General features: G+C 50.0%; 18 protein-coding genes and 1 pseudogene. 7 read left to right on the top strand and 12 right to left on the bottom strand.

Annotated elements, in window-relative coordinates; genetic code table 11:
* Window positions 1-38 precede the first annotated feature (38 nt).
* The 6 genes from NSQ24_RS13785 to NSQ24_RS13760 all read right to left on the bottom strand — a co-directional run bounded on the left by NSQ24_RS13785 (window position 39) and on the right by NSQ24_RS13760 (window position 9,282).
* Window positions 39-1,676: a 2-hydroxyglutaryl-CoA dehydratase gene (locus NSQ24_RS13785; protein ID WP_024984676.1), complete on the bottom strand. Its 1,638-nt coding sequence runs from the start codon at window positions 1,674-1,676 to the stop codon at window positions 39-41.
* 33 nt (window positions 1,677-1,709) lie between these two features.
* On the bottom strand, window positions 1,710-5,207 hold the full coding sequence (locus NSQ24_RS13780; protein ID WP_031933008.1) for a BadF/BadG/BcrA/BcrD ATPase family protein: 3,498 nt from the start codon (window positions 5,205-5,207) through the stop codon (window positions 1,710-1,712).
* A 321-nt stretch (window positions 5,208-5,528) separates the two neighbouring features.
* On the bottom strand, window positions 5,529-5,693 hold the full coding sequence (locus NSQ24_RS13775; RefSeq protein WP_003390373.1) for a hypothetical protein: 165 nt from the start codon (window positions 5,691-5,693) through the stop codon (window positions 5,529-5,531).
* 213 nt (window positions 5,694-5,906) lie between these two features.
* Window positions 5,907-7,862, bottom strand: a complete 1,956-nt coding sequence (locus NSQ24_RS13770; RefSeq protein ID WP_024984880.1) for a hypothetical protein — start codon at window positions 7,860-7,862, stop codon at window positions 5,907-5,909.
* Window positions 7,863-7,955: 93 nt separating this feature from the next.
* Window positions 7,956-9,041 (bottom strand): M42 family metallopeptidase, encoded by a 1,086-nt coding sequence (locus tag NSQ24_RS13765; RefSeq protein ID WP_024984879.1) that lies wholly within the window; start codon window positions 9,039-9,041, stop codon window positions 7,956-7,958.
* 79 nt (window positions 9,042-9,120) lie between these two features.
* Entirely contained in the window at window positions 9,121-9,282 is a 162-nt protein-coding gene (locus NSQ24_RS13760) for a hypothetical protein (RefSeq protein WP_016696636.1), read from the bottom strand.
* A 190-nt stretch (window positions 9,283-9,472) separates the two neighbouring features.
* Here NSQ24_RS13760 and NSQ24_RS13755 point away from each other — a divergent pair, with 190 nt between their 5' ends.
* The 4 genes and pseudogenes from NSQ24_RS13755 to NSQ24_RS13740 all read left to right on the top strand — a co-directional run bounded on the left by NSQ24_RS13755 (window position 9,473) and on the right by NSQ24_RS13740 (window position 11,967).
* Window positions 9,473-9,721: a YozQ family protein gene (locus tag NSQ24_RS13755; RefSeq protein WP_003390370.1), complete on the top strand. Its 249-nt coding sequence runs from the start codon at window positions 9,473-9,475 to the stop codon at window positions 9,719-9,721.
* Between the two features lie 120 nt (window positions 9,722-9,841).
* Window positions 9,842-9,988, top strand: a complete 147-nt coding sequence (locus NSQ24_RS13750) for a hypothetical protein (RefSeq protein ID WP_155808015.1) — start codon at window positions 9,842-9,844, stop codon at window positions 9,986-9,988.
* 192 nt (window positions 9,989-10,180) lie between these two features.
* The gene (locus NSQ24_RS13745; protein WP_003390369.1) at window positions 10,181-10,366 is read left to right on the top strand and encodes a type Z 30S ribosomal protein S14; all 186 of its coding nucleotides are present in this window, start codon (window positions 10,181-10,183) and stop codon (window positions 10,364-10,366) included.
* A gap of 145 nt (window positions 10,367-10,511) precedes the next feature.
* Window positions 10,512-11,967: pseudogene (locus NSQ24_RS13740) on the top strand (flavin monoamine oxidase family protein).
* 75 nt (window positions 11,968-12,042) lie between these two features.
* Here the strand turns inward: NSQ24_RS13740 and NSQ24_RS13735 are convergent.
* From NSQ24_RS13735 to NSQ24_RS13710, 6 genes are all read right to left on the bottom strand, one after another.
* Window positions 12,043-12,198, bottom strand: a complete 156-nt coding sequence (locus tag NSQ24_RS13735) for a hypothetical protein (protein ID WP_003390366.1) — start codon at window positions 12,196-12,198, stop codon at window positions 12,043-12,045.
* Between the two features lie 199 nt (window positions 12,199-12,397).
* A complete protein-coding gene (locus NSQ24_RS13730) occupies window positions 12,398-13,213 on the bottom strand; it encodes a hypothetical protein (RefSeq protein WP_339166017.1) in 816 nt (271 codons plus the stop codon).
* Between the two features lie 34 nt (window positions 13,214-13,247).
* Window positions 13,248-13,805: a spore coat protein gene (locus NSQ24_RS13725; protein ID WP_171506649.1), complete on the bottom strand. Its 558-nt coding sequence runs from the start codon at window positions 13,803-13,805 to the stop codon at window positions 13,248-13,250.
* Window positions 13,806-13,945: 140 nt separating this feature from the next.
* Window positions 13,946-15,370, bottom strand: coding sequence for an FMN-binding glutamate synthase family protein (locus tag NSQ24_RS13720; protein ID WP_003386743.1), 1,425 nt, complete (start codon window positions 15,368-15,370; stop codon window positions 13,946-13,948).
* The gene (locus NSQ24_RS13715; protein WP_024984873.1) at window positions 15,354-15,647 is read right to left on the bottom strand and encodes a hypothetical protein; all 294 of its coding nucleotides are present in this window, start codon (window positions 15,645-15,647) and stop codon (window positions 15,354-15,356) included. Before NSQ24_RS13715 ends, NSQ24_RS13720 begins: the two co-directional genes overlap by 17 nt.
* 194 nt (window positions 15,648-15,841) lie before the next feature.
* Window positions 15,842-16,561, bottom strand: coding sequence for a YebC/PmpR family DNA-binding transcriptional regulator (locus NSQ24_RS13710; RefSeq protein ID WP_024984872.1), 720 nt, complete (start codon window positions 16,559-16,561; stop codon window positions 15,842-15,844).
* A 753-nt stretch (window positions 16,562-17,314) separates the two neighbouring features.
* On the opposite strand from NSQ24_RS13710, the gene NSQ24_RS13705 reads away from it, so the two are divergent.
* The 3 genes from NSQ24_RS13705 to NSQ24_RS13695 all read left to right on the top strand — a co-directional run bounded on the left by NSQ24_RS13705 (window position 17,315) and on the right by NSQ24_RS13695 (window position 20,423).
* Window positions 17,315-18,091 carry an NUDIX domain-containing protein gene (locus tag NSQ24_RS13705; protein ID WP_003386747.1) on the top strand — a complete coding sequence of 259 codons (777 nt, stop codon included), beginning with the start codon at window positions 17,315-17,317 and terminating at the stop codon, window positions 18,089-18,091.
* A gap of 77 nt (window positions 18,092-18,168) precedes the next feature.
* Window positions 18,169-18,723 carry an isochorismatase family cysteine hydrolase gene (locus tag NSQ24_RS13700; RefSeq protein ID WP_122958550.1) on the top strand — a complete coding sequence of 185 codons (555 nt, stop codon included), beginning with the start codon at window positions 18,169-18,171 and terminating at the stop codon, window positions 18,721-18,723.
* 65 nt (window positions 18,724-18,788) lie between these two features.
* Window positions 18,789-20,423 (top strand): nicotinate phosphoribosyltransferase, encoded by a 1,635-nt coding sequence (locus NSQ24_RS13695; RefSeq protein ID WP_279041927.1) that lies wholly within the window; start codon window positions 18,789-18,791, stop codon window positions 20,421-20,423.
* The last annotated feature ends 3 nt before the right edge of the window (window positions 20,424-20,426 follow it).

Genomic DNA, 20,426 nt, shown 5'->3' with positions numbered 1-20,426 from the left:
GTACTTTGTTTCTTCCTGAGTAGGATGCCCCTAAATGATTATTGAGGCACTTCTTCCATGACCTTATTGTTTCTCCGGAAGAAAAATCCGTTGTATTTGTTCAAGCCGTAGACAGCATTTGCCGCGGTACAAGCAACGACGTGGGGGCTCGTTTGCAAAGGATGCGCAAATGAAGACCGTTGCATCAACCTCCGAAGCTGATTGGCGGTCACCCCTTTTTTGGCCAGGGCTTCATCAAATTCTTTTTGAGCAGCCTGCTTGGCCTTGAACAGCATCATCTGAACGCGGCTATAAACGTTGATCGCTCCATCACCCGTCGTTTCGATAGGGAGAAAAATGGCGTCCGGGTATTTTTCCGTGATCAACGATTGCACCCCGTCAGAAACGCCGGAAGACGGCATGCAGCCAAACGGCTTGACCGAAATGGTCATGTTTACCTTCCGCTTCTTCACGTTGAGAATCAGCTTGCCTACTTCCATATGCCCTTCTCCGCCGCGGAGATGATTGTTGTAGTGGTCATGGGCAACGCGGGCAACCTCGTCCATGTCGGGCAGGTGATAATCATGGAGGCCGATCGCTTTGGCATAGGTCTGGAACATGACGCGCAGGACCCGGTCTGCAACCCAAAGCATCCGCAGGCGCTTGACGGGGTTCTTTCCTTCCAGTCCGTAACGCCCGGCATCTTCTCCCCGGAGCTTCATCCGCTTCATCGTATCGTAGCGCCCTTCCCAGATCAGATACAGCACCCAGGCTGTCAGCGATTGGACATCCACTTCAGCCCCTTCCTTTTCGAGAAAACGCTGGAGCTGATAATTTCCGTCTCCTTCGGTTGTCATCGCCCAAAATTCTCCGATAATGCTCACTTTCGGCTTGACACGCGTACGGTCTACCTGAATGCTCTCCAGTTCTTTTCGGCATTTGATCAACGCGGGAATCAGCCATTTTCGGTCACGCAAGGCATCATACAGGATCTTTTTGCAGCGCTCCATGACGGCATCGGTCGCGCCGGCTTCTACCTCGTAAGGGCGGATGCGGTAAGCCAGCGCGTTCAAAATATCCCCCAGCAAAAACGCTTTTACAAAGCTGATAAAGAACGAGGAATCCAGTTTCAGCGCGGATTCCCCGCCGGTTGCCTGTTTTAGGCCGCTCTGCTGCTGGAACAACAGCACGCGGAATCCGTCAAACCCGGCATCGCGGAGCGCTTTGCGGTATTCCGTGACATACGTGCCGAACCGGCACGGCCCGCAAGAACCGCTCGTCACGAACAGATAATTCCGGACGATTTCTTCTTTTGATTTGCCTTCTACATCTCGCAAATGAGTCAGGTATTTGATGAGATTGCCTACGGTGAAATACGTCGGATTGCACTGGCCGCGGTTGCCGAACTCCTTGCCGAAGCGCAGCGACTCATTATCCGGACAATCCATGTGCCGAACCGTGTAGCCGAGGCCCGCCAAAGCTCCTTCCACCAAATAGTCATGAGCCATGGTCAGTCCGCCGAATAGGATGGTCGTGCTTGCTTTATCCTTTGCCAAAAACTGACGGGGAACCGGATCAAACCACTGTGCTTTTTGTTCCTGCTGCAGCCCGAGTGCCAGAGCCTGCTCTTCCTGATAGCGAAGCAATTCATTTTCCAGAGAGTCTTTGGCCGCAGGTGTTTCCTTCGTCGTTGACATTGATGTTCGCCTCTTTCCTGTGGAAATCGTATTCTAGTTGCCTGCTTGCGAGAGGTTCTTCTCTTCATAGGATGTCTCTTTCGTCTGCAAACCAAGCAGTTCCAGCCGTTTTTTCTCCAAACGCTGCTGAAGCTCCGCTTTTTTCCGGGCCAAATCCTCCAGGCGTTCTTCATGCAGGCTCAGGCTGTGGGCATACGTTTTCACCCGAATCTTGATGGACCCGCTCGGTTTGTTCGCATCGATATCGTGCAAGGCGGAGTATGGAGTGCCCGCCGTCGAAATGATCGAGTCAATCAAGCCGTAGGTCGGCGCATCGTGCCCGCACTTGAAGCTGGACAGGTCCAATACGGCCACATTGGGGTGACGGGCGGCAAATTTGGCTGCCCACACCTTTTGCACGCTGTTGGAACTGAAGTTCTCTGGCCATACATCGCTTACTTCGAGCGCGTGCTGCACACGTCCGCTTTCCAGATCGGATCGGAAAAAGCGGCGCAGCCATTCTTCGTCCTTGGGGATCGAGCGCATGGAGAGAATGGGATAGCCCAGCACCTGGAATTCTTCCAATACAGAGTGATTGAGGCCGGGATCGGAATGGTAGGGACGGCCGATCATCAAAATGGCAAGGCGATTTTCCTTTTCCACCTGCTCCAGGATCATTTTTCCCCGCTCCTGCATCTCGGCGTCGAAAATATTCATCGCCCGCCAGCCCTGCTCCACGGCAAAATCGCTTTCGTCCTCCGTGATTTGCAGACAGTCCTGAAACGCCTCGAACAACTGCTTTTTCATCATGTGCCGCTCCGTAAACGTAACGGCCGGATCGAGATAAGCCACCCCTTTTGTCTCAAAGAAATTTACCTCTTTCGTAAAGGCGGCTTTGATCACGTTTGGCGCTCCCGCCACGATGGGACAGCTCGATGAATCCATCACATTTTGCAGATGGGTCGGGATATGAGTAATGCACGGAAAGAAGATATAGTCGAGCGGCTTTCGCTCATGGTGCTTGAACAATAAATTGTGAATATGCGCCTGTGCCACTTTCGACGGGTAACAGGGGTCGATCGAGCCGTATTTGCCCCCCTCCTGCCACATTTCCTCGCTCGTAAAGTCGCTGAAAACAATATTGTTCTTGTCGATGCCAAGCGTCTCGAAATAGGTCCGCCAGAAAGGTGCGGTCGACCAGATATTGAGAACGCGGGGAATCCCGATGCGAATCTGTTTTCGTCTCTCCGCCGTTTCCATCGATGATCGCTGGAAAGCTCGGCGGTATGCCGTTTTGCGCAAGCCCCCCAGACCGAGCCATGTGCGTTTGAGATGGACATCTTCTACGGTTGTATCGGTATCCGGCATAGGCTCTGGATCGTAGAAGTGCTGGTACATGCGCTGCGCCTCGTATTCCACCAGATTCGGAAAGTGTTTTTTCAGTTCTTGCCGCTTCCGGGTCAGCTGGATGACGGCTTCCTTGTCTTCCACCGTTCCTTTTTCGCAGCTGAATCCCGAAATATAGCGGGCGGTTTGCCCGTCCGGCGTCTGCGAGTCGATGAACGTTCGGCTGCAATGGTTGGGACAAAAATTGCAGCGGGTGGATTCGTCGTTTCGGGAGATATAGTGCAAATTGATCGCGGCATCCAGCCCTAAAAACGTGGAATACCCCCGTCGTTTCACCACGCGCAACGTTTCCATCGCTGCACCGATCGCTCCCGCTTCTCCCGGGTGGGGATTCACGTAAACTTCCGCATCAGGGACGCGCTGCTTGATGTAATCGACCTGTGCCTTGACGGCAGCGAGGTTGTACTGCGTGCCGCCTTGGAGCACAAACTTGCGTCCCAGCTCTGCCATACGCGGAATCTGAACCACGTACTGCCAGACGTTTTTCGGCAACACAAGCGCGAGACCGGCAAGCAATTCTTCTTTCGAATAGCCTTCCTTCTGAAAGTTGACACGGTCGGCATCCAAAAATACGGCGCAGCCATACGAATATTTGGGCGAGAGATCCGCCTTGAAAGCTGTTTCCGCATACTCTTGAACCGGTATGCCGAATTGATCTGCCATTGCCTGCAGGAGCATCCCGTTTCCTGCGGAGCATTGGTTTGAGAGTCTGAAGTTGCGGATGTCCCCGTTTTTCAAAAAGAGCACCTTGATATCCTGACCGCCGATATCGCAGATCACATCGATATCGCCAAACTCGTGCACAGCGCTCATCATATGGGCGACGGTTTCGACAATGTTGACATCCGCCTTGAGCGTTTTTTCCAGGACATCCGCTGCGTATCCTGTGGCGCCGAATCCGATAATCTCAAGCTCGGCTCCCTGCGACCTTACTCTGTCGTCGATGCGCTTTAACATTTCTTTGGTGTCTTCCAGCGGATTGCCTTTGGACAACTGGTACTCCTTCAGCAAAATCGTGCCGTTTTCATCTACGAGCACGGCTTTGGAGGAAGTCGAACCCCCGTCCAGGCCGATGACGGCTCGCACCTTTTGACCCGGTTCAAACGAAGCTGGCGTAAAGCGCGGAATACTGTACAACCGGCGGAACTCTTCCAATTCGTCCGCACTTTTTACGAGCGGCGGACCCGCATTTTCGCCCAATTTCGCCTTGCGTCCGTGCGCAATGAATTCCTTCAGGCCTTCCAGCCCGGTATATGTCCCGACGTCTGCCGGTTCGTGCATGCCGTACATGACAGCTCCATACGCTGCGTAGTACTGTGAATTTTCCGGTACGAAGATTAATTCGTCTATCGGCATGTCTTTGGGATAATCGTAGCCCCGCTCTTCCCAAGTCGCAGGAATGCGCTTTCGCCAGCATTCTTGCAGGAAAGGCAGGTATGTATTGGGACCTCCGAGCAAAAGCACGCGATGGCGCAGCGTATTGCCCCGGGTAAGAACAGACAGGTTTTGCATCACGATGGCATCCGCGAGAGAACACATGATCTCCGCCGAGGGAATGCCGCTTTTCACCAGATTCACGATGTCTGTTTCCGCAAAGACTCCGCACTTGGCAGCGACATGGTGCAATTTGCTGTCGTCAAAGTGAAGCTTGCCCACCTCCTCCATCGGCATCCCTACTTTAATCATGCACTTGTCGATGGTTGCTCCGGTGCCTGATGCACACTTGTCATTCATCGAAGTCAGCGCCTGCTTGTCCCCTGTTTCCTCATTGACCTTGAAAATAATGATTTTTGCATCCTGGCCGCCCAGCTCGATGACACTGCCCACGTCAGGGTGAAGCTGCTCCACTGCCATCGTGACTGCATTCACTTCCTGGACAAACTTGGCCCCGATGTGCTCCACAATAGGGCCGCCCCCCGAGCCAGTCACGAAAACGCGAATCTTATCCTGGTTTACATGGGCAAACTCATTCCCAATGGTGATCAAAAACTCCAGGACCTTTTCGGCTTGCTTCGTATGATGGCGCTGATAGTCTGACCATAGGATTTCTTTGTTTTTCGGGTTCACAACAGTCGCTTTGACGGTGGTTGAACCGACGTCAATCCCGATGATTAAGGAGTCCAAGTCTTCACTTTGCTGTTCCATGGAAATGCACCTCGCTCCACTTTATACATTCATTATCTTTTGGATAAAGATAGCAATATATACATAGTGGAAATGTTAAATTCCAATTCTTTGTCTTGATGGGACGGATTGAAGCAAAACAGGAGAGGTTGCCTTTTTACAAGGAATTGGAAGCAAAAAAAGCAGCCCTGCGATATGCAGGACTGCACTAATGATCACTTTGGCTATTTGATTGCTGACAAATTCGTAATGATTCTTCTTTATGCTTAAGGCGATAATCGAACCAAGCAATACTTTTGTGTGAGTAAGAGCGTTTGCTTTTTCATCGCTCTTGTACGTTTATCATGATCGATCAGGTTCTTTGTTGAGTGGATCATTGTTTTCTGTCGACTGTATCGGGTCAATGACATCAGGCTTTCGGCCATATGCTTTATTCGTGACCCAGATGGTAATCCAAATAATTAAAATGGACACAATGACCAGAGCTATCAGAAAACCGGTATTCATGAATGAGTTCCCCCATCGGTTTATACTTTTCCACTATTATAAATGTTTTTGGCATGTCCAAATCTGTCAAACTGGTGAACGATCGGTGGACCCGGATTTGTAATCAAACACAAGGACAAACAATGGAACAAAATACCCCATCGTCTGTCCTTTTAGAGCATTCTTCAATGAATCGTTTTACGTGTTGTTTTTGGGGAGGGAAGATGTCCTCGGCTATTGATTCCTGCTCCCCAGGGACAGCAGGTATTGAATCAGCGCATCCTGCTCTTCTTTCGTAAAGCCTGTCGATGAATCCACCCAGAATTCATGTCCGCTTCCGGCAATATGTACGTCTGCAAGCTCCTTCGCGCTTTTGTTTGCAGCGATGACTTTTTGCCGCAGATCTTTATCGATCAGAGCACGCAAACTATTGGCCGGATCGGGTGAAATCCCCTTCGCCAAAGTGCCGGGTACCCCCAATTGCGACAGGTTTGGTCCAACAGCAACTCCGCCATCGTGCAAATAAGGAGCAGTCCATCTTAAGCCGATCAGCCCTTTTACCTTGTATCCCCCAGGTGAATTGCCATGTGCAAACGCTATCTTTAGCTGTTCCGGGTCCAAATGGGCCGTTGGAATGGGAAGCACTTTTGCATCTGGCGGAATGGGAACAGGCGTATCTGGCGTATACAACGATGGAGGACCAAACAGGTTTTGGGTTTTCTTCAGAGCCATTCCGCGGGAAGGTTCCGTCCCAATCTGTTTGGAAGTAAGCACCCGGTTATTGGTAAAGGCTTCCCCCGCATGACAAGTAATGCAGGACGCCCTCTTGAATACATTCTCGCCTAAGACTGTTCGTTTAGAGTCGACTTTTTCCTTATGCTTCGGAGGGGTGATCGTATTCTGGTAGGCTGCCATCGCATTCAGCTGTTCCCCGACTTTGTAGCCTGGTGAACCAATCACCAATCCATCTGGAGCCACGGCTGTCAACTTTGGAAAAGACGGAGGCTTGATCATCTCGTTTACACCAGGAACACCCGGCGTAGGGTCGACTTTGGCAAAAAACTCGGTTGGTTTCAGACCGCTTTTCGGGTCGTAACGGTATTTCGGGTCGGCAGCATTCTGCAATAGCGTCCCCAGATACACTTCTTTATCCAGCCCGAATAATGCCTGGCTGGCCTCGACTTGGGCGAGGGAATCGGAGTTTTGCGCATGAACGTTGTTGCTAAACGCACTTAACCCATGAAATGGCCCGGCAGCAGAAAAGCCGCTCCAGCCATATGGGTGATTTCCTTTTGTGAAGGAATCGGGAATTTGACAGGGATTGCTTGTTAAATCGATCGTCGAATCGATATTTCCCCGAGGCCATTTTACTAAATTTTCGTCCACTGCTTTTTCCAAGGCAGCGGGATCGGGCAAAGGGGACGTTTTCCCATCAGAGGTAGGCACGACACGATCCAATCCGCTCATGTATGCTTTTAGGTTGGCTACATCCGTGTGTGTAAAGAATGCGGTGGAATTCGTCGCCAAGGCGAGGAACAAACCGGCATTCAGATCAGAATTGGGAGCGCCTTCGATGACCATTTTCGTCTCGTGGTCAACGGTCGCATGACAGGCCATGCAACTGACCCCGACTTTCAATTTTCCTTCCGACCACTTAATGGGCAATCCCAGTGGCGCATAAGCTCCCTTGGGAACATCTATGCCGGTATCCACCTTTTCCCCTTTCTTAAAAGACCTTCCCCCTACGGTTACATCATAAGCAAGCTCAACCTGTAAATTTGTCGTTCCCTCCCCTTTTAACTGGAAAACAGCTTTCGCGATATTTGCGATCGTCAAAGGGCCGTCCACAATGCCCATGATATCCGTGAGAAACACTTCATTGCCGAATGTCTCCTGATACAATGTTGTTCGTCCCAATTGCAGCAGACGGCCGTTGACTTCTACAGCGCCATTTTGGGCAGAAAGTCTGCCTGTATGATCATTTGCTTTGTCTTGTACCGTAAACGTCTGTCCCCACAGGTCGTAATACATGACTCCCGTGTTCTGAAAACCATTTGCTTGCGCAGGACGCAAAACCTTGTCCGCAGGCGGAACATAAGCATATTCCGGTTCCCAGCCTAAAACGAAGACGCAACCGGTCGCGAGAAGGGCAATGAGTATGGGTATAAGCTTTCCAAAGTGTTTTCTCATGACAGACTCCCTTTTCACATAACCCCACCAACATCGGAATCTCACACTCGCCTGATGGCTACGAACATAAACGGACGATTCGCTGGGGGTATCTTATCGCCCCCGATCATCCATACCCTTTATTTTGCCAACCGTTTCTTCGTCAAGCTTCTTGATCAGGCTGACGAGCAGCTTCACGGCATTGTCCAGATCATCGCGGTGCACGATGGACACATGGCTATGAATATAACGAGCCGGAACGCTGATCACCATGGACGGTACGCCATTGTGTGCCATATGTATTTTTCCGGCGTCTGTACCGCCGCCAGGCATGATATCCGTCTGGTAAGGAATCTTGTTTTCTTTGGCGGTGTCGATGACAAAATCCCGTAGGTTCAAATGCGGAATCATGCTGCTGTCATAAAAGCCAAGTAGCGGACCGGCCCCCAGTTTGGAATGCCCTTCCTTGTGGCTCATTCCGGGTGTGTCGCCTGCTACACCTACATCCAGGGCAAACGCAATGTCTGGAGAAACTTTGTGAGACAGGGTTACTGCTCCCCGCAGTCCTACTTCCTCCTGTACCGTAGCTCCGCAGAATACCGTATTGGGATGCGATTCTTGGCATATTTGCTTGAAAACCTGCAAAGTCACGAAACAGCCTGCGCGATTATCCCAAGCTTTTGCCAAGAGCATTTTGGGATTCGGCAAAACCTCGAACGGACAAATCGGGATGATCGGATCGCCTACCTCGACTCCGAATTCTTCAGCCTCTTCCTTGCTGGTAGCACCGATGTCTACAAACATATTGCTGATCTCCAGGACGTTTTTTCTCTCTTCGATCGATAAAATATGCGGGGCCTTTGAGCCGATCACGCCTGTGAGATCACCCTTGCGCGACAGAACCTTTACCCGCTGGGCCAGCATGACGTGCCCCCACCACCCGCCAAGCGGCTGCAGGCGGAGGAAGCCCTCTTTTGTAATATGTGTGACCATAAAGGCCACTTCGTCCATATGAGCAGCCAAAAGAATTTTTGGACCGGCATTCCCGTGTTGACCAACGATGCTTCCCAAATTGTCAGTGATGATTTCTTGAGTCAATGCAGAGAGCTTTTCTTTCATCAAGCGATGTACTCTGACTTCAAAACCGGGAGGGCCTGCCGCCTCAGTCAGTTCCTTCATCAATTGCAGCTCTTTGTCCATTTGTTATCACTCCTCGTGGTAGAATGACCTCTTTTCCATTGAACCTGTCTATGTCCCGCATCACTCCGGCAAGCCAGGTCTACAGTCTGTCATCCTCCCACAGCTTCGCGTACGCTTCGTCCTTTTCATCTGCATTTTCTTTCAAGAAAAGCTCCTTGCCCGAGTATGTCTTTGCTTCCATCGTTTCACCCGTCTCAGGAATCCGTACAGTTTGCACTTCCTGCTTGATTTCCTCAGCCATTGTTTCCTTCTTCCCCTCTGTTCAAATTCGTCATTATACTGTGCGTCATCTGTACTTGTTTTATGCCGGCCCCCTGGCTTCTCCATTGATCTGAGGATCGACTTTACGCCAGTTTGGACCGTTTTTGCGGCATGCATAATTCCGCTCAAAGTCACCCAATTTAAGGATATCCGCGTAAAGGAGGGATACGATGAAGAACCGCAATGACGAATTGACCAACGCCGCAAACGAGATTGCCGACAAGACATACGAGCCATCTGATTACAGCAGCCGTGCCTTTTCTGAACAGGGATTGGCCATGACCCATGAACAGGTTAGCGATGATTATATGGAAGGTACGAATGATGGGAAAATCGACGAAAATGCTGGCGAGAAAAATCTCGATATTCCTCGGACCGGATACGAGAGTATGTTTGAGGAAGCAGACAGCAATTCCTGATCAAAGGCATTGGTTGCATCTTACATAGACAAATTCTTTCATGAATGAATGCCACTCTGCTCATGATAGAAAATGAGGGGAAATAGACTGCCCCTACGCCACAAATACGGGAGTGAGATTATGAACGACAAGGAACTTTTAGTCGAGAGGCTGAAGGCGGAAGGTTTTGCCAAGAGTGCTGAAAAAGTACAGAATGAACCGGAACAAAAGAATGCGGAAATGAAACGGACGACACCTGGGGTCTATAACACCCGGGAATCTGAATAAATTTGTAGTCTGACTGCCATGACTTCCGCAGCGCGCTGCTTGGAGAACGCACGTTCGTGCTGTTCGGCTGGAGCGCTGCCTGCTGCTTACTATTCAACGTCTCCTGTACTTACCACTATCTATTTTTCGTGGATGATGGTACGATAAAAGACTTGCCAACCGAAGGCAAGAATAAAATGTACAGGAGGTTGTATGGCAAAAACATCGATCATCGTCAAGCAACAGCGGACGCCGAAATTCAAGGTGCGGGCATATACTCGATGCCAGCGCTGCGGACGTCCACACTCTGTTCTTCGCAAATTTCAGCTTTGCCGTATTTGCTTCCGAGAGCTTGCTTACAAGGGGCAAATTCCAGGCGTGAAAAAGGCAAGCTGGTGAGGACTGGCTTTGCATAATGATAACGTTTCCTGCTGTCAGGAGACGTTATTTTTTTATTCGTCGTACAGGGAGCTTTGGCATAATCGTGAACCGCAGGTCATAATCGTATAATGCACTTTATTCTGATAAAACAGAGGGGAATTCTATGCCTGTCCTAAACAGTCTGTCTCTTGATCAAATGGTCCGGATCATTCACCACGGTCTGGAACGTTCAAATAAACCTCAAAGGGTATTGATTGCGGGAGCGGGCATGGCAGGACTAGTGGCCGGTTCCTTGTTAAAGGAGGCCGGACATGACGTAACCATTTTGGAAGCATCTCGGCGGGTTGGCGGACGCATTTTTACTGTACGTTCCCCTTTTTCAGAAGGTCACTATTTCGAGGCTGGCGCCATGAGAATCCCGCGCAGTCATTCTCTGACTTTGGCTTATATTCGAAAGTACAAACTGCCGGTAAACAAATTTATCAATCAAACCCCAAATGATTTGATCTATGTAAACGGCGTCAAAACTCGTCGAAGGATCTATGAAAGAAGCCCTGATATCCTGAACTTTCCCGTAGCAAAAAAAGAGAGCGGAAAGAAAGCTGAAGACCTAATCCGCCTGGTAGCCCAACCTGTTATAGACTTCATCAGGCAAGATCCTGAAAGAAACTGGCCCAGAATAATCGAGGCCTTGGATCGGTACTCCATGGAGACATTTCTTCGCTACAATCCTCTTGGCCCTTCTCTCACCGCCGAAGCTGTAGATATGATCAAGGTCCTGCTGGCTCGAAGGCTTTCCCGAGTTGAGTTTTCTCGAAGTGCTGCGAAACATCATCGCGATTGCACCAGAGTCAGAATTTTATGAGATTACGGGTGGGAATGATCAGCTTCCCAACGCTTTTTTCAATCAATTGAGCGATCACATTTTGTTTTCGATGAAGGTAACGTCCCTTTCGCTGAGCGGCAACTATCTTCGGCTAAGCGCAATCGATACGAACACGATGCAAAAACTGGAGTTCACAGCTGACCGCCTCATCTTGACGATCCCGTTTTCTCTCATGAACTTTATCGAGGTACAGCCCTACGATCTTTTTTCCTATTACAAATGGAAGGCCATTCACCAGCTTCACTACGTATCCTCTACGAAAATTGGCATTCAATTTTCACGTCGTTTTTGGGAAGACGCAGGCATGTTTGGAGGGCAAACGGTTACCGACTTGCCCATCCGTTTTGCCTACTATCCTAGCCATCGTTTCGGGGACGCAGAGGGCGTTGTGCTAGCCAGCTATACATGGGAGGATGACGCGTTGCCCTGGGTAAGCATGAGCAGGCAAGTGCAAGTGGAAGAAGCTCTGGGAGACCTGGCAGAAATTCACGGAGAACAGACAAAGCGATATTTTGTGTCCGGATTTGTCCAGAACTGGGCTTTGCACCCATACTCTGCAGGAGCTTTTTCGATGTTTAAACCGAACCAGGAGAAAGATCTTTCACCCTATATAGCGTTACCTGAAGGGAACATTCATTTTGCCGGGGAACACACTTCTCATTTTCGCAGTTGGATACAAGGAGCCATCGAATCCGGAATTCGGGCCGCTTACGAAGTGAATCAAGCAGACTGACAACTGCAAACAGCAATCTGCGTTGCGTAAAATAAACCAGGCCGATTTGACCTGGTTTTTCGTCTGTTGTTCCGTTTACCCTGTCCCCGCTCCTCCAGGGTGTTCAGGCGGTTGTACCTCCGTGTCCTTTTGCGCTTTGCTGGTTTGGAAGAGGTCGGTTGCTCCCGCTGCGTGAGTGCCCAGTACCTGCAGTTCTTCATTTCCGTTCGGCTTCTCGTCCGGTTTTTTCATCTCAAAACCTCCTTTCACTGTTGTTGTTGCGTATATCGGTTGTTCTTCTCATCAGGAAGCGTCACATGTGCAATTATCAAAACGGTCTTCTTTCCGTCAACTCATACTTTGCCTGCAAATGGAGAAACCAGTGTGTTTTGATAGCGCATCTCTACACACTGGCTGGCATTGTCTTATGAAAGTCTTCTTGCCGCGTTTTTTAAGCCAAGAATCCGCCTTCACGAGCGATATCTTGTCTTACTTGCTGCGGGTTGGTACCGGCAAAGCCTTGCTGGAACACTGCTTGGGCTCCGCCGAAAGCTGCCGGGGAAGCTTGCTGGGTGAAGCCGCCAGCGAAGCCAGCTTGGCCGAATCCGCCTTCACGAGCGATATCTTGTCTTACTTGCTGCGGATTGGTGCCTGCAAAGCCCGGTTGGAACACTGCTTGGGCTCCGCCGAATCCTGCTTGCTGGGTGAAGCCGCCAGCGAAGCCAGCTTGACCGAATCCGCCTTCACGAGCGATGTCTTGTCTTACTTGCTGCGGGTTGGTGCCTGCAAAGCCCGGTTGGAATACAGCTTGCGCTCCGCCGAATCCAGCTTGCTGGGTGAAACCGCCGGAGAAGCCAGCTTGTCCAAATCCGCCTTCACTGGCGATGTCCTGTCTTACTTGCTGCGGGTTGGTGCCTGCAAAGCCCGGTTGGAAAATCGCTTGGGCTCCGCCGAATGCAGCCGGGGAAGCTTGCTGGGTGAAGCCGCCGGAAAAGCCAGCTTGTCCAAATCCGCCTTCACGAGCGATGTCCTGTCTTACTTGCTGCGGGTTGGTGCCTGCAAAGCCTGGTTGGAAAATCGCTTGGGCTCCGCCGAATGCAGCCGGGGAAGCTTGCTGGGTGAAGCCGCCGGAGAAGCCAGCTTGTCCAAATCCGCCTTCACGAGCGATATCCTGTCTTACTTGCTGCGGGTTGGTGCCTGCAAAGCCTGGTTGGAAAATCGCTTGGGCTCCACCGAAGTTATTGGAGAGTGTTTGATTGGTAAACATGTTTGTGTTCCTCCTTTTTAATGTGGTTCATAACTTAAGCCATTGCTGGCTGTTGCTGGTAAGCATTGATCATCGTGTTCATCGTATGGTCTGCTAGCTGCGGCGTTTGGTAGAACCCTCTCATATTCATATACTGCCATGTTTCATAGGCCATTTGTTGGCACAGATTGGCTCCGTTAACATGATATTGTCTGATTTGCGGGTCTACGCATTCACTAGCCCAGAGCATACCGATGGCGGAACCGGCCTTGTGCCAGTTGAGCATGATTGTAGCGATCGTCATATCAGAAAGGCGGGTTGGATGTGGATTTGGCGCCATCATATGAGGCTGATTCAGCCCGACGGTCGCTGGCTCAGTCGTACGGATTTGAGCCAGTTGGGGAGTGGCTGCTACGTTTACACCCTTCCCCATCAACAGATTGATCCCTTGCTGATAGGCATTCATGATTTGGCGTTGGTGATTGAGAACCATGTTTTTCAGTTGTGGATCCTGTGCCATTTCGGCAAATAAGCCATGCATTTCGATCTCCGCATGCTTGGAGCGCAGCGCTTCTTGCGTTTCCAAAAATTCATGTGCGGCAAACCGTTGCATATATGCACCTCCTCTTCATATGGTTTGGTGTACATAGTACATCCCATCATAGACTTCCCGGGCAAATTTGCCTTTATGTATCTGCGGAGTAAGGAAATTCCACCCCGTATGATGGCTCTGGAGAAAAATAATTCATTCTGCTAGTGAAAAGTGGAAGGCTGTGTTTCTGCAAAGCGCTCTTCGGTCTGATCGAACACGGGTTTGGTTTCTTCGAAGAAACGATCTTGATTCTCGGGCGAAACGTACCCCAGCTGAATGCCGGTTGCTTTTGCGAGAAACGGGTCAAGCGTGCAAAGGTCAGCTTTGGAAATGTCGGATAAAGCGGTTTTTCCTGCTGATACAGCAACCAATTCCATTTCTGTCACACAAGCGTTGAGGTACCGAAACAAATTGGTCGACGCCTGGTCAATATCTAGCTGATCCGTCATTTTTCCCGTATAAACCAGCAAACTGGTGGGAGGTTCAAACGGAACCGACTTGACCATTTGTTCGCTCACGAGCGCCATGAGTGCTGCGGTGCCGATATAGACTGCATCTGCACCCAGTGCTATCGCTTTGAGCATTTGCCCCGGCGTTACAAGTCCGCCTGTGGCCAGTAGACTGACATCCCGGAAAACGCCTTTGCGGGCAAAAAATTCTGTTGCCCTCGTGATCGCAAAAAGAGTCGGCAGCCCCACATCATCCTGAAGCGTCGGCGCTCCTCCATGGGTTCCACCCTCTGCTCCATCCAGCGTAACGAAATCTACCCCGGCCTCTACCGCAATTTGCAGCTCTTTTTCCAGGTGATGGGTTGCTGCGATTTTGAGCCCGACCGGTACACCCGTCTCATCCCGAAGCCGCCTGACGAGCTGAATAAAATCTTCTTTTGTATTTACCCCCGGAAGACGCGAATGAATAAGCGCATCCTCCCCTTCGCGAAGCTCAAAAACCTTTCGGTAATCTTCACCGATGTTTTTTGCTGTCGTCCGCTGGTAGGCTGATCCCTGGGCGCCTTGTCCCAATTGAATCTCAATGGCATCCAGACGGTTGTACTTGTCAGGGGTATTCAACCAGCCGCCGCGATTGTATTGACCGATCAGCAAGCGAGCGGCTTCCCGCTCCTCCTCGAGCAGACCTGCTTCCCCTGTATTGGTCGCTGTCCCCGCAGCCGCAGCCGCCTTGGCCAACGCAATTTTTGTACTCTTGCTAAGCGCCCCTCCAAACGACATCGCTGCGATCATGATCGGCATGGAGATGGTCAATGGTTTTCGCGCGCGGTGGCCGATCGTGACAGAAGTCTTGATCCCTACATTTTCTGGTGTTGGAAAGCGGAATAAATGTACGGGATTAAACAAGATTTTCTCCCACGGGGAAAAGTGAAGGTGACTGCCAAGCGGACGAGGGACGGGTGTTCCCTGGGCAGCCCGCATCGCGATTTCCATAAGGTTGATCGGTCCAACCTTTTTCGTGGCAGGCACCATCTCAAACAGGTTTTCAATGTATTGATCCCTCATCATTCTCGTTACTGCTTTATCCACCGTTTCGTTAATAGCCGAACGGATGAAGTTTTCAATGAGTCTCAGCACGTTGCCCACTCTCCCCCGGTTCACCACCGTCTAGTGCGTTTATGAGCCCCTCTAATTTTTGGGTCATCGCCAAGCACATGTGCTTCATGGTGCCAAGCTGGCGGGCAGCATTCTGTTCTTCCACGGCAATATCGACCAGGTTTCGGTCATCGAAATTCGTGAGCTTTTTGTAATGGTCGTGCTCAATGGTAGACAGCGTTCCGGCCATCGTTTCGATCCGATTCAGCTCGGAATGGATATACGAAAGCGTGTTCTTCAGTTCTTGGTTGGCATTCATTGCATGGCACCTGCCCTTTCCATTTTGTTTATACATTAACCAATGTTTGTAAGTTCTATGCTTTTTTTGTCCTGAGCAAATAAAAAAACCGTCCCCTCTTTTGAAGGGACAGTTTTTCGATTCTTATATGAAATATCGAGTTGATTCAGTTGGCTTGCAAGGACGTCCCTTTCGCCGGGACCGGCGCCAAGCATTTACTCCGCCAAATCTACATTGTGGTACACCTGCTGGACATCATCCAGATCTTCCAGTGCATCAATCAATTTTTCAAATTGAGCTTGCGCGTCTTCGGGAAGTGTCACTTCATTTTGCGCGAGCATGGTCAGCTCTGCAACGGTAAACTCAGTGACGCCGGCATTTTTGAACGCTTCCTGTACGGCGTGAAACTGGTCTGGCTCCGCGTAGACGATCACCGATCCGTCTTCGTCCAGAATGTCGCGTACGTCCACATCCGCTTCCATGAGCAATTCGAGAACTTCTTCCGCAGTTTTGCCTTCGACACCGATAACGGCAGTTGCATCGAACATATAGGCTACCGAACCGCTCACGCCCATGTTGCCGCCATTTTTATTAAAGGCTGCACGGACTTCGGAAGCAGTACGGTTTACGTTGTTGGTCAGTGCATCGACGATGATCATCGATCCATTTGGTCCGAAGCCTTCATAACGCAGCTCGTCGTAGCTTTCTTCGGAACCGCCTTTTGCCTTTTCGATGGCCCGGTCAATGATCGCTTTCGGTACGCTGTACGTTTTTGCGCGCTCAAGCACGACCTTCAGGGCGCGATTGGATTCCGGGTCCGGTTCTCCCTGTTTGGCTGCAACGTAAATTTCTTTACCGAACTTTGCATATATCCGACTGGTATTGGCATCCTTTGACGCTTTTTTTTCCTTGATATTGTTCCATTTACGACCCATAATGTCCCACTCTCTTTCGACGGTTTCAAATTAAGGCTGCTCCCCTCAAGAGGAGGTTCATAGCAACGAAATGATTGCTGACAAAAAAATACTAAATGAAAGATATCCAGTTCACAAGAGGAAATTATAAAACAATGCCGGAGCAGGGATGTTTATAAAACCGGCTATGCCTGAAACTGAGCGGCGGAAAAAATGAAATGGCATACCTCCTGAATCTGCAGCCAATTCAAGAAAGACGGTACCTATTATAACATAAACAGAATGGCTCTCTCTATCAGAAACCTCGATCGCTTTCCTTTCGGTTCGCAGCAGATTGTTTTTCTTGCATTCCTAAAAAATGTCCTCTGAATGAAGGCGATTTTCTCAGTACGAGCTATCATTTTCCGCGAATCCGGTTCATATTTTACGAGCAGCACCGGAATATGAGCATGCTGCACGACAGCTTGACCGCTTTTTCCAGTGCTTTTTTGGCTAACGCCGATCCACCGAAAGGCATCAAAATTTTGCTGCATAGCATGCCGATCACGGCCTTTCTCATTGCGTCTAGGAGCATCCTTTCTTTGCTATTCTACCATAGACATACCCTTACGTTTACGTTAACGTCAATAAAAAGATATGCTGTCACTACCGGTCTACTACTCAATAAAGAAACATAGAATAAAATCATATGGTGTTTTTAACCATACCGTATTGACAATGTAATTTCCACCTTGTAAAATAAAGCCAAGACGATGCAGAAAGGAGGAGACAAATTTGAATTCTGCATCCGTTTCAAAGCCGGTCTTTCGTTCTCCGGATGGTCTGCCTACCGATATATGCATTTTTACAATCACATCCGAGCCCAGAAAAGATACAAAAAACAAGTCGCTTCCGGAGAGAAAGCTGAAGATCCTGCTCATCCAGCGCGATCCGAACAGCGACCGGTTTCCAGGCTACTGGGCTTTTCCCGGCGGTTTTTCCAATGAACACGAGACTCTCGACGCTTGTGCCGAGCGGGAATTGAGAGAAGAAACCCACATCCTGAACGAAAACGTCCATATCGAACAACTGAAAGCCTACTACACTCCGGGAAGAGATCCGGGAGGCTGGATTCCCACGGTCGCCTACTACGCTTTGGTGAACGAGAAAAGCCTTTCCGGTTTTAAAGCGGATGACGACGCAGTTGATGCTCGCTTGTTTACAGTGGAAGAAGCCTTGTCGATGAAGCTTGCTTTTGACCATAACAAGATATTGGAGGATGCGCTCAAACGCATCCAGGAAAAAATGCTGCAAACCAACATCGCCAAGGAATTCCTGCCGGAAGAATTCACGTTATCCGAGCTGCTCCAGGTCATCGAAACGGTAGTGCCGACATATACAGTGGATAGATCAAACTTTGAGAAAAAATTAGTGGGCACCAAAACGAGAAAAGGGATCATTGAAGTCGCCCGGGACTCGCAAGACCGGATCAAATATTCGAATGAATACTCGCAAAACAAGGCGAAACTGTACCGTTTTACGGACTACGTCCCCTTTTTAACGATCTATTAGTCCATCTTTTTTTAAGTAACGATAAGGTTATTTTGACAATATCAAAAATACATTTTGATTTTCGGGAGGTCATGATGATGAGCAAAAAAGCGTTGATTGTCATCGATTATACGAATGATTTCGTTGCTGCAGACGGTGCCCTGACTTGCGGAGAACCCGGACAAAACATCGAGAAGCGGATTTGCGAGCTAACCAATGAGTTTCTGCAAAATGGAGATTATGTCGTCATGGCTGTGGATGGCCACAAAGAAAACGATCCTTACCATCCGGAAACCGCCCTCTATCCCCCGCACAATATCATGGGCACAAAGGGACGCCATCTATATGGAGCGCTGCACGATCTCTACCTGGAAAATGAAGCGGCGATTTACTGGATGGACAAAACGAGATACAGCTCCTTTGAGGGAACAGATTTGGCTCTCCAGCTTCAGGCGCGGGGCATCCGGGAAATCCATCTTGTCGGCGTTTGCACGGATATTTGTGTTCTCCATACTGCCGTTTCGGCCTGGTATCTCGGGTACGAGGTAGTCATTCACGAGGATGCCGTGGCAAGCTTCAATCCTGCCGGTCACGAATGGGCATTGGGTCACTTTAAAAACCAGATGGGCATGAAGGTTGTATCGAAAGCTTGACCAGGGGAGCCTCCTCTCCCCTCTCTTACAACTCCCTTTGCCGGAGCAGAAAGGATTGGGAACGGATGAAAAGGACCATTTTTGATGCGATTGATCCGAAAGTATATCGTTTTGTCCATATTTGCAATTCCTGCAAGCAACCAAATTTTCGCATCTCGGATCAGGTGAATCCCTGCTCTGCGTGCGGCCAGACGGCAGACTTCGAGATTCTGCCCTTCTTCGATCCTTCCAGAGATTACGGTCTCGACGTAGACGAATACGCGATCAACATGATGTATGCCCTGTACAAGAAGGGCTTGCACCGAACGCCTGTCGTTTTCGACGACTTCTACCGCAAGGCGCCTTTTGTAAAACCGGTTGGCGACCATACGGGAGAGCTTGGCGGATACGTCGCCTTTTGCGGACTTCACCAGCTGATCGACATCGTAGAAAATCTCTACTTCAACGAGAGCGACATCGAATACCTCCGCAGCAAGCAACTGTACGATGAAGAATTTCTCGCTGAACTGCGCTCGCTGCGATTCACTGGTCAGCTTTATGCCATGGAAGAAGGCCAGATCGTTTTTCCGAACACGCCCTATATCCGGATTGTGGCCCCGATCATGGAATGCGTCTGGATTGAAGCCCAGCTTCTGAATACCGTGAACAGCGAGTCTCTGCTCATGACCAAGGCTTCGCGGATTATGACTGCGGCCGAAGGTCAGACGGTCATCGAAATGGGCAAAAGAAGAGCCCAAGGACGTGACGCCTCCGTACAAGGAGCCCGTGCCGCCTATATAGCGGGATTCGATTACTCTTCCAACATGAAGGCAGGCAAACAATACGGTGTCCCGACAACCGGAACCCATGCCCATCTGTTCGTGCAGTTTTTCCCGAATGAACTGGAAGCGTTCCTTGCATTTGCAGAGGTGTTTCCGGCGAAAAGCATTTTGCTGGTCGATACCTTCGATGTGCTCGGGTCGGGTATTCCAAATGCGATCAAGGTCGGCAAGATCATGCAGGAACGCGGTCACAAGCTGAGCGGGATTCGCCTGGACAGCGGGGACCTCGCCTTCTTTTCCAAAAGAGCCCGGAAAATGCTCGATAATGCCGGCTTGCACGATGTCAAGATAGCCGCATCCAGCGATCTGGACGAGTACACGATCACTTCCCTCAAATATCAGGGAGCCAAAATCGACATATGGGGCATCGGCACCAAGTACATCACCGCTTACGACAGCCCGGCACTCGGCGGCGTCCACAAAATCGTGGCCCGCAAGACGGAAAAGGATTGGATGGCATTGATCAAAATCTCCGAAAATATCGACAAGATCCTGAATCCGGGCATTAAAAAAGTGTATCGGCTGTACGATCAGGACGGAATGGCCAAGGGCGACTACATTTGCCTGGAGCATGAAGAAATCGGGCATGTCAAAGAAATTGTGCTGAAGCATCCGACGAACCCGTTAAAGAGCAAACGCGTGGTCAATTTTCGGGCTGTCCCCTTGCTCGTCCCGATCTTTGAACACGGAAAGCGGGTTTACAAAACTCCGACACTCGAACAATCCCGCCGTTTCCATCTGGCACAGAAGAATACGTTTTGGGAGGAGTATTTGCGCCTCGACAACCCGGAGGTGTACCCGGTATCGTTGTCTGACGAATTGAAAGAGTTGAAAGAGAAGCTGATCCACGAAAAAAGGCAATTTGCTCTTATGGAATAAGGG

Source organism: Brevibacillus sp. FSL L8-0520 (assembly GCF_037963895.1).
Lineage (GTDB): Bacteria > Bacillota > Bacilli > Brevibacillales > Brevibacillaceae > Brevibacillus > Brevibacillus borstelensis.
Note: the sequence above shows the minus strand (reverse complement) of the source record. Positions and strands in the feature narration are given on the sequence as shown.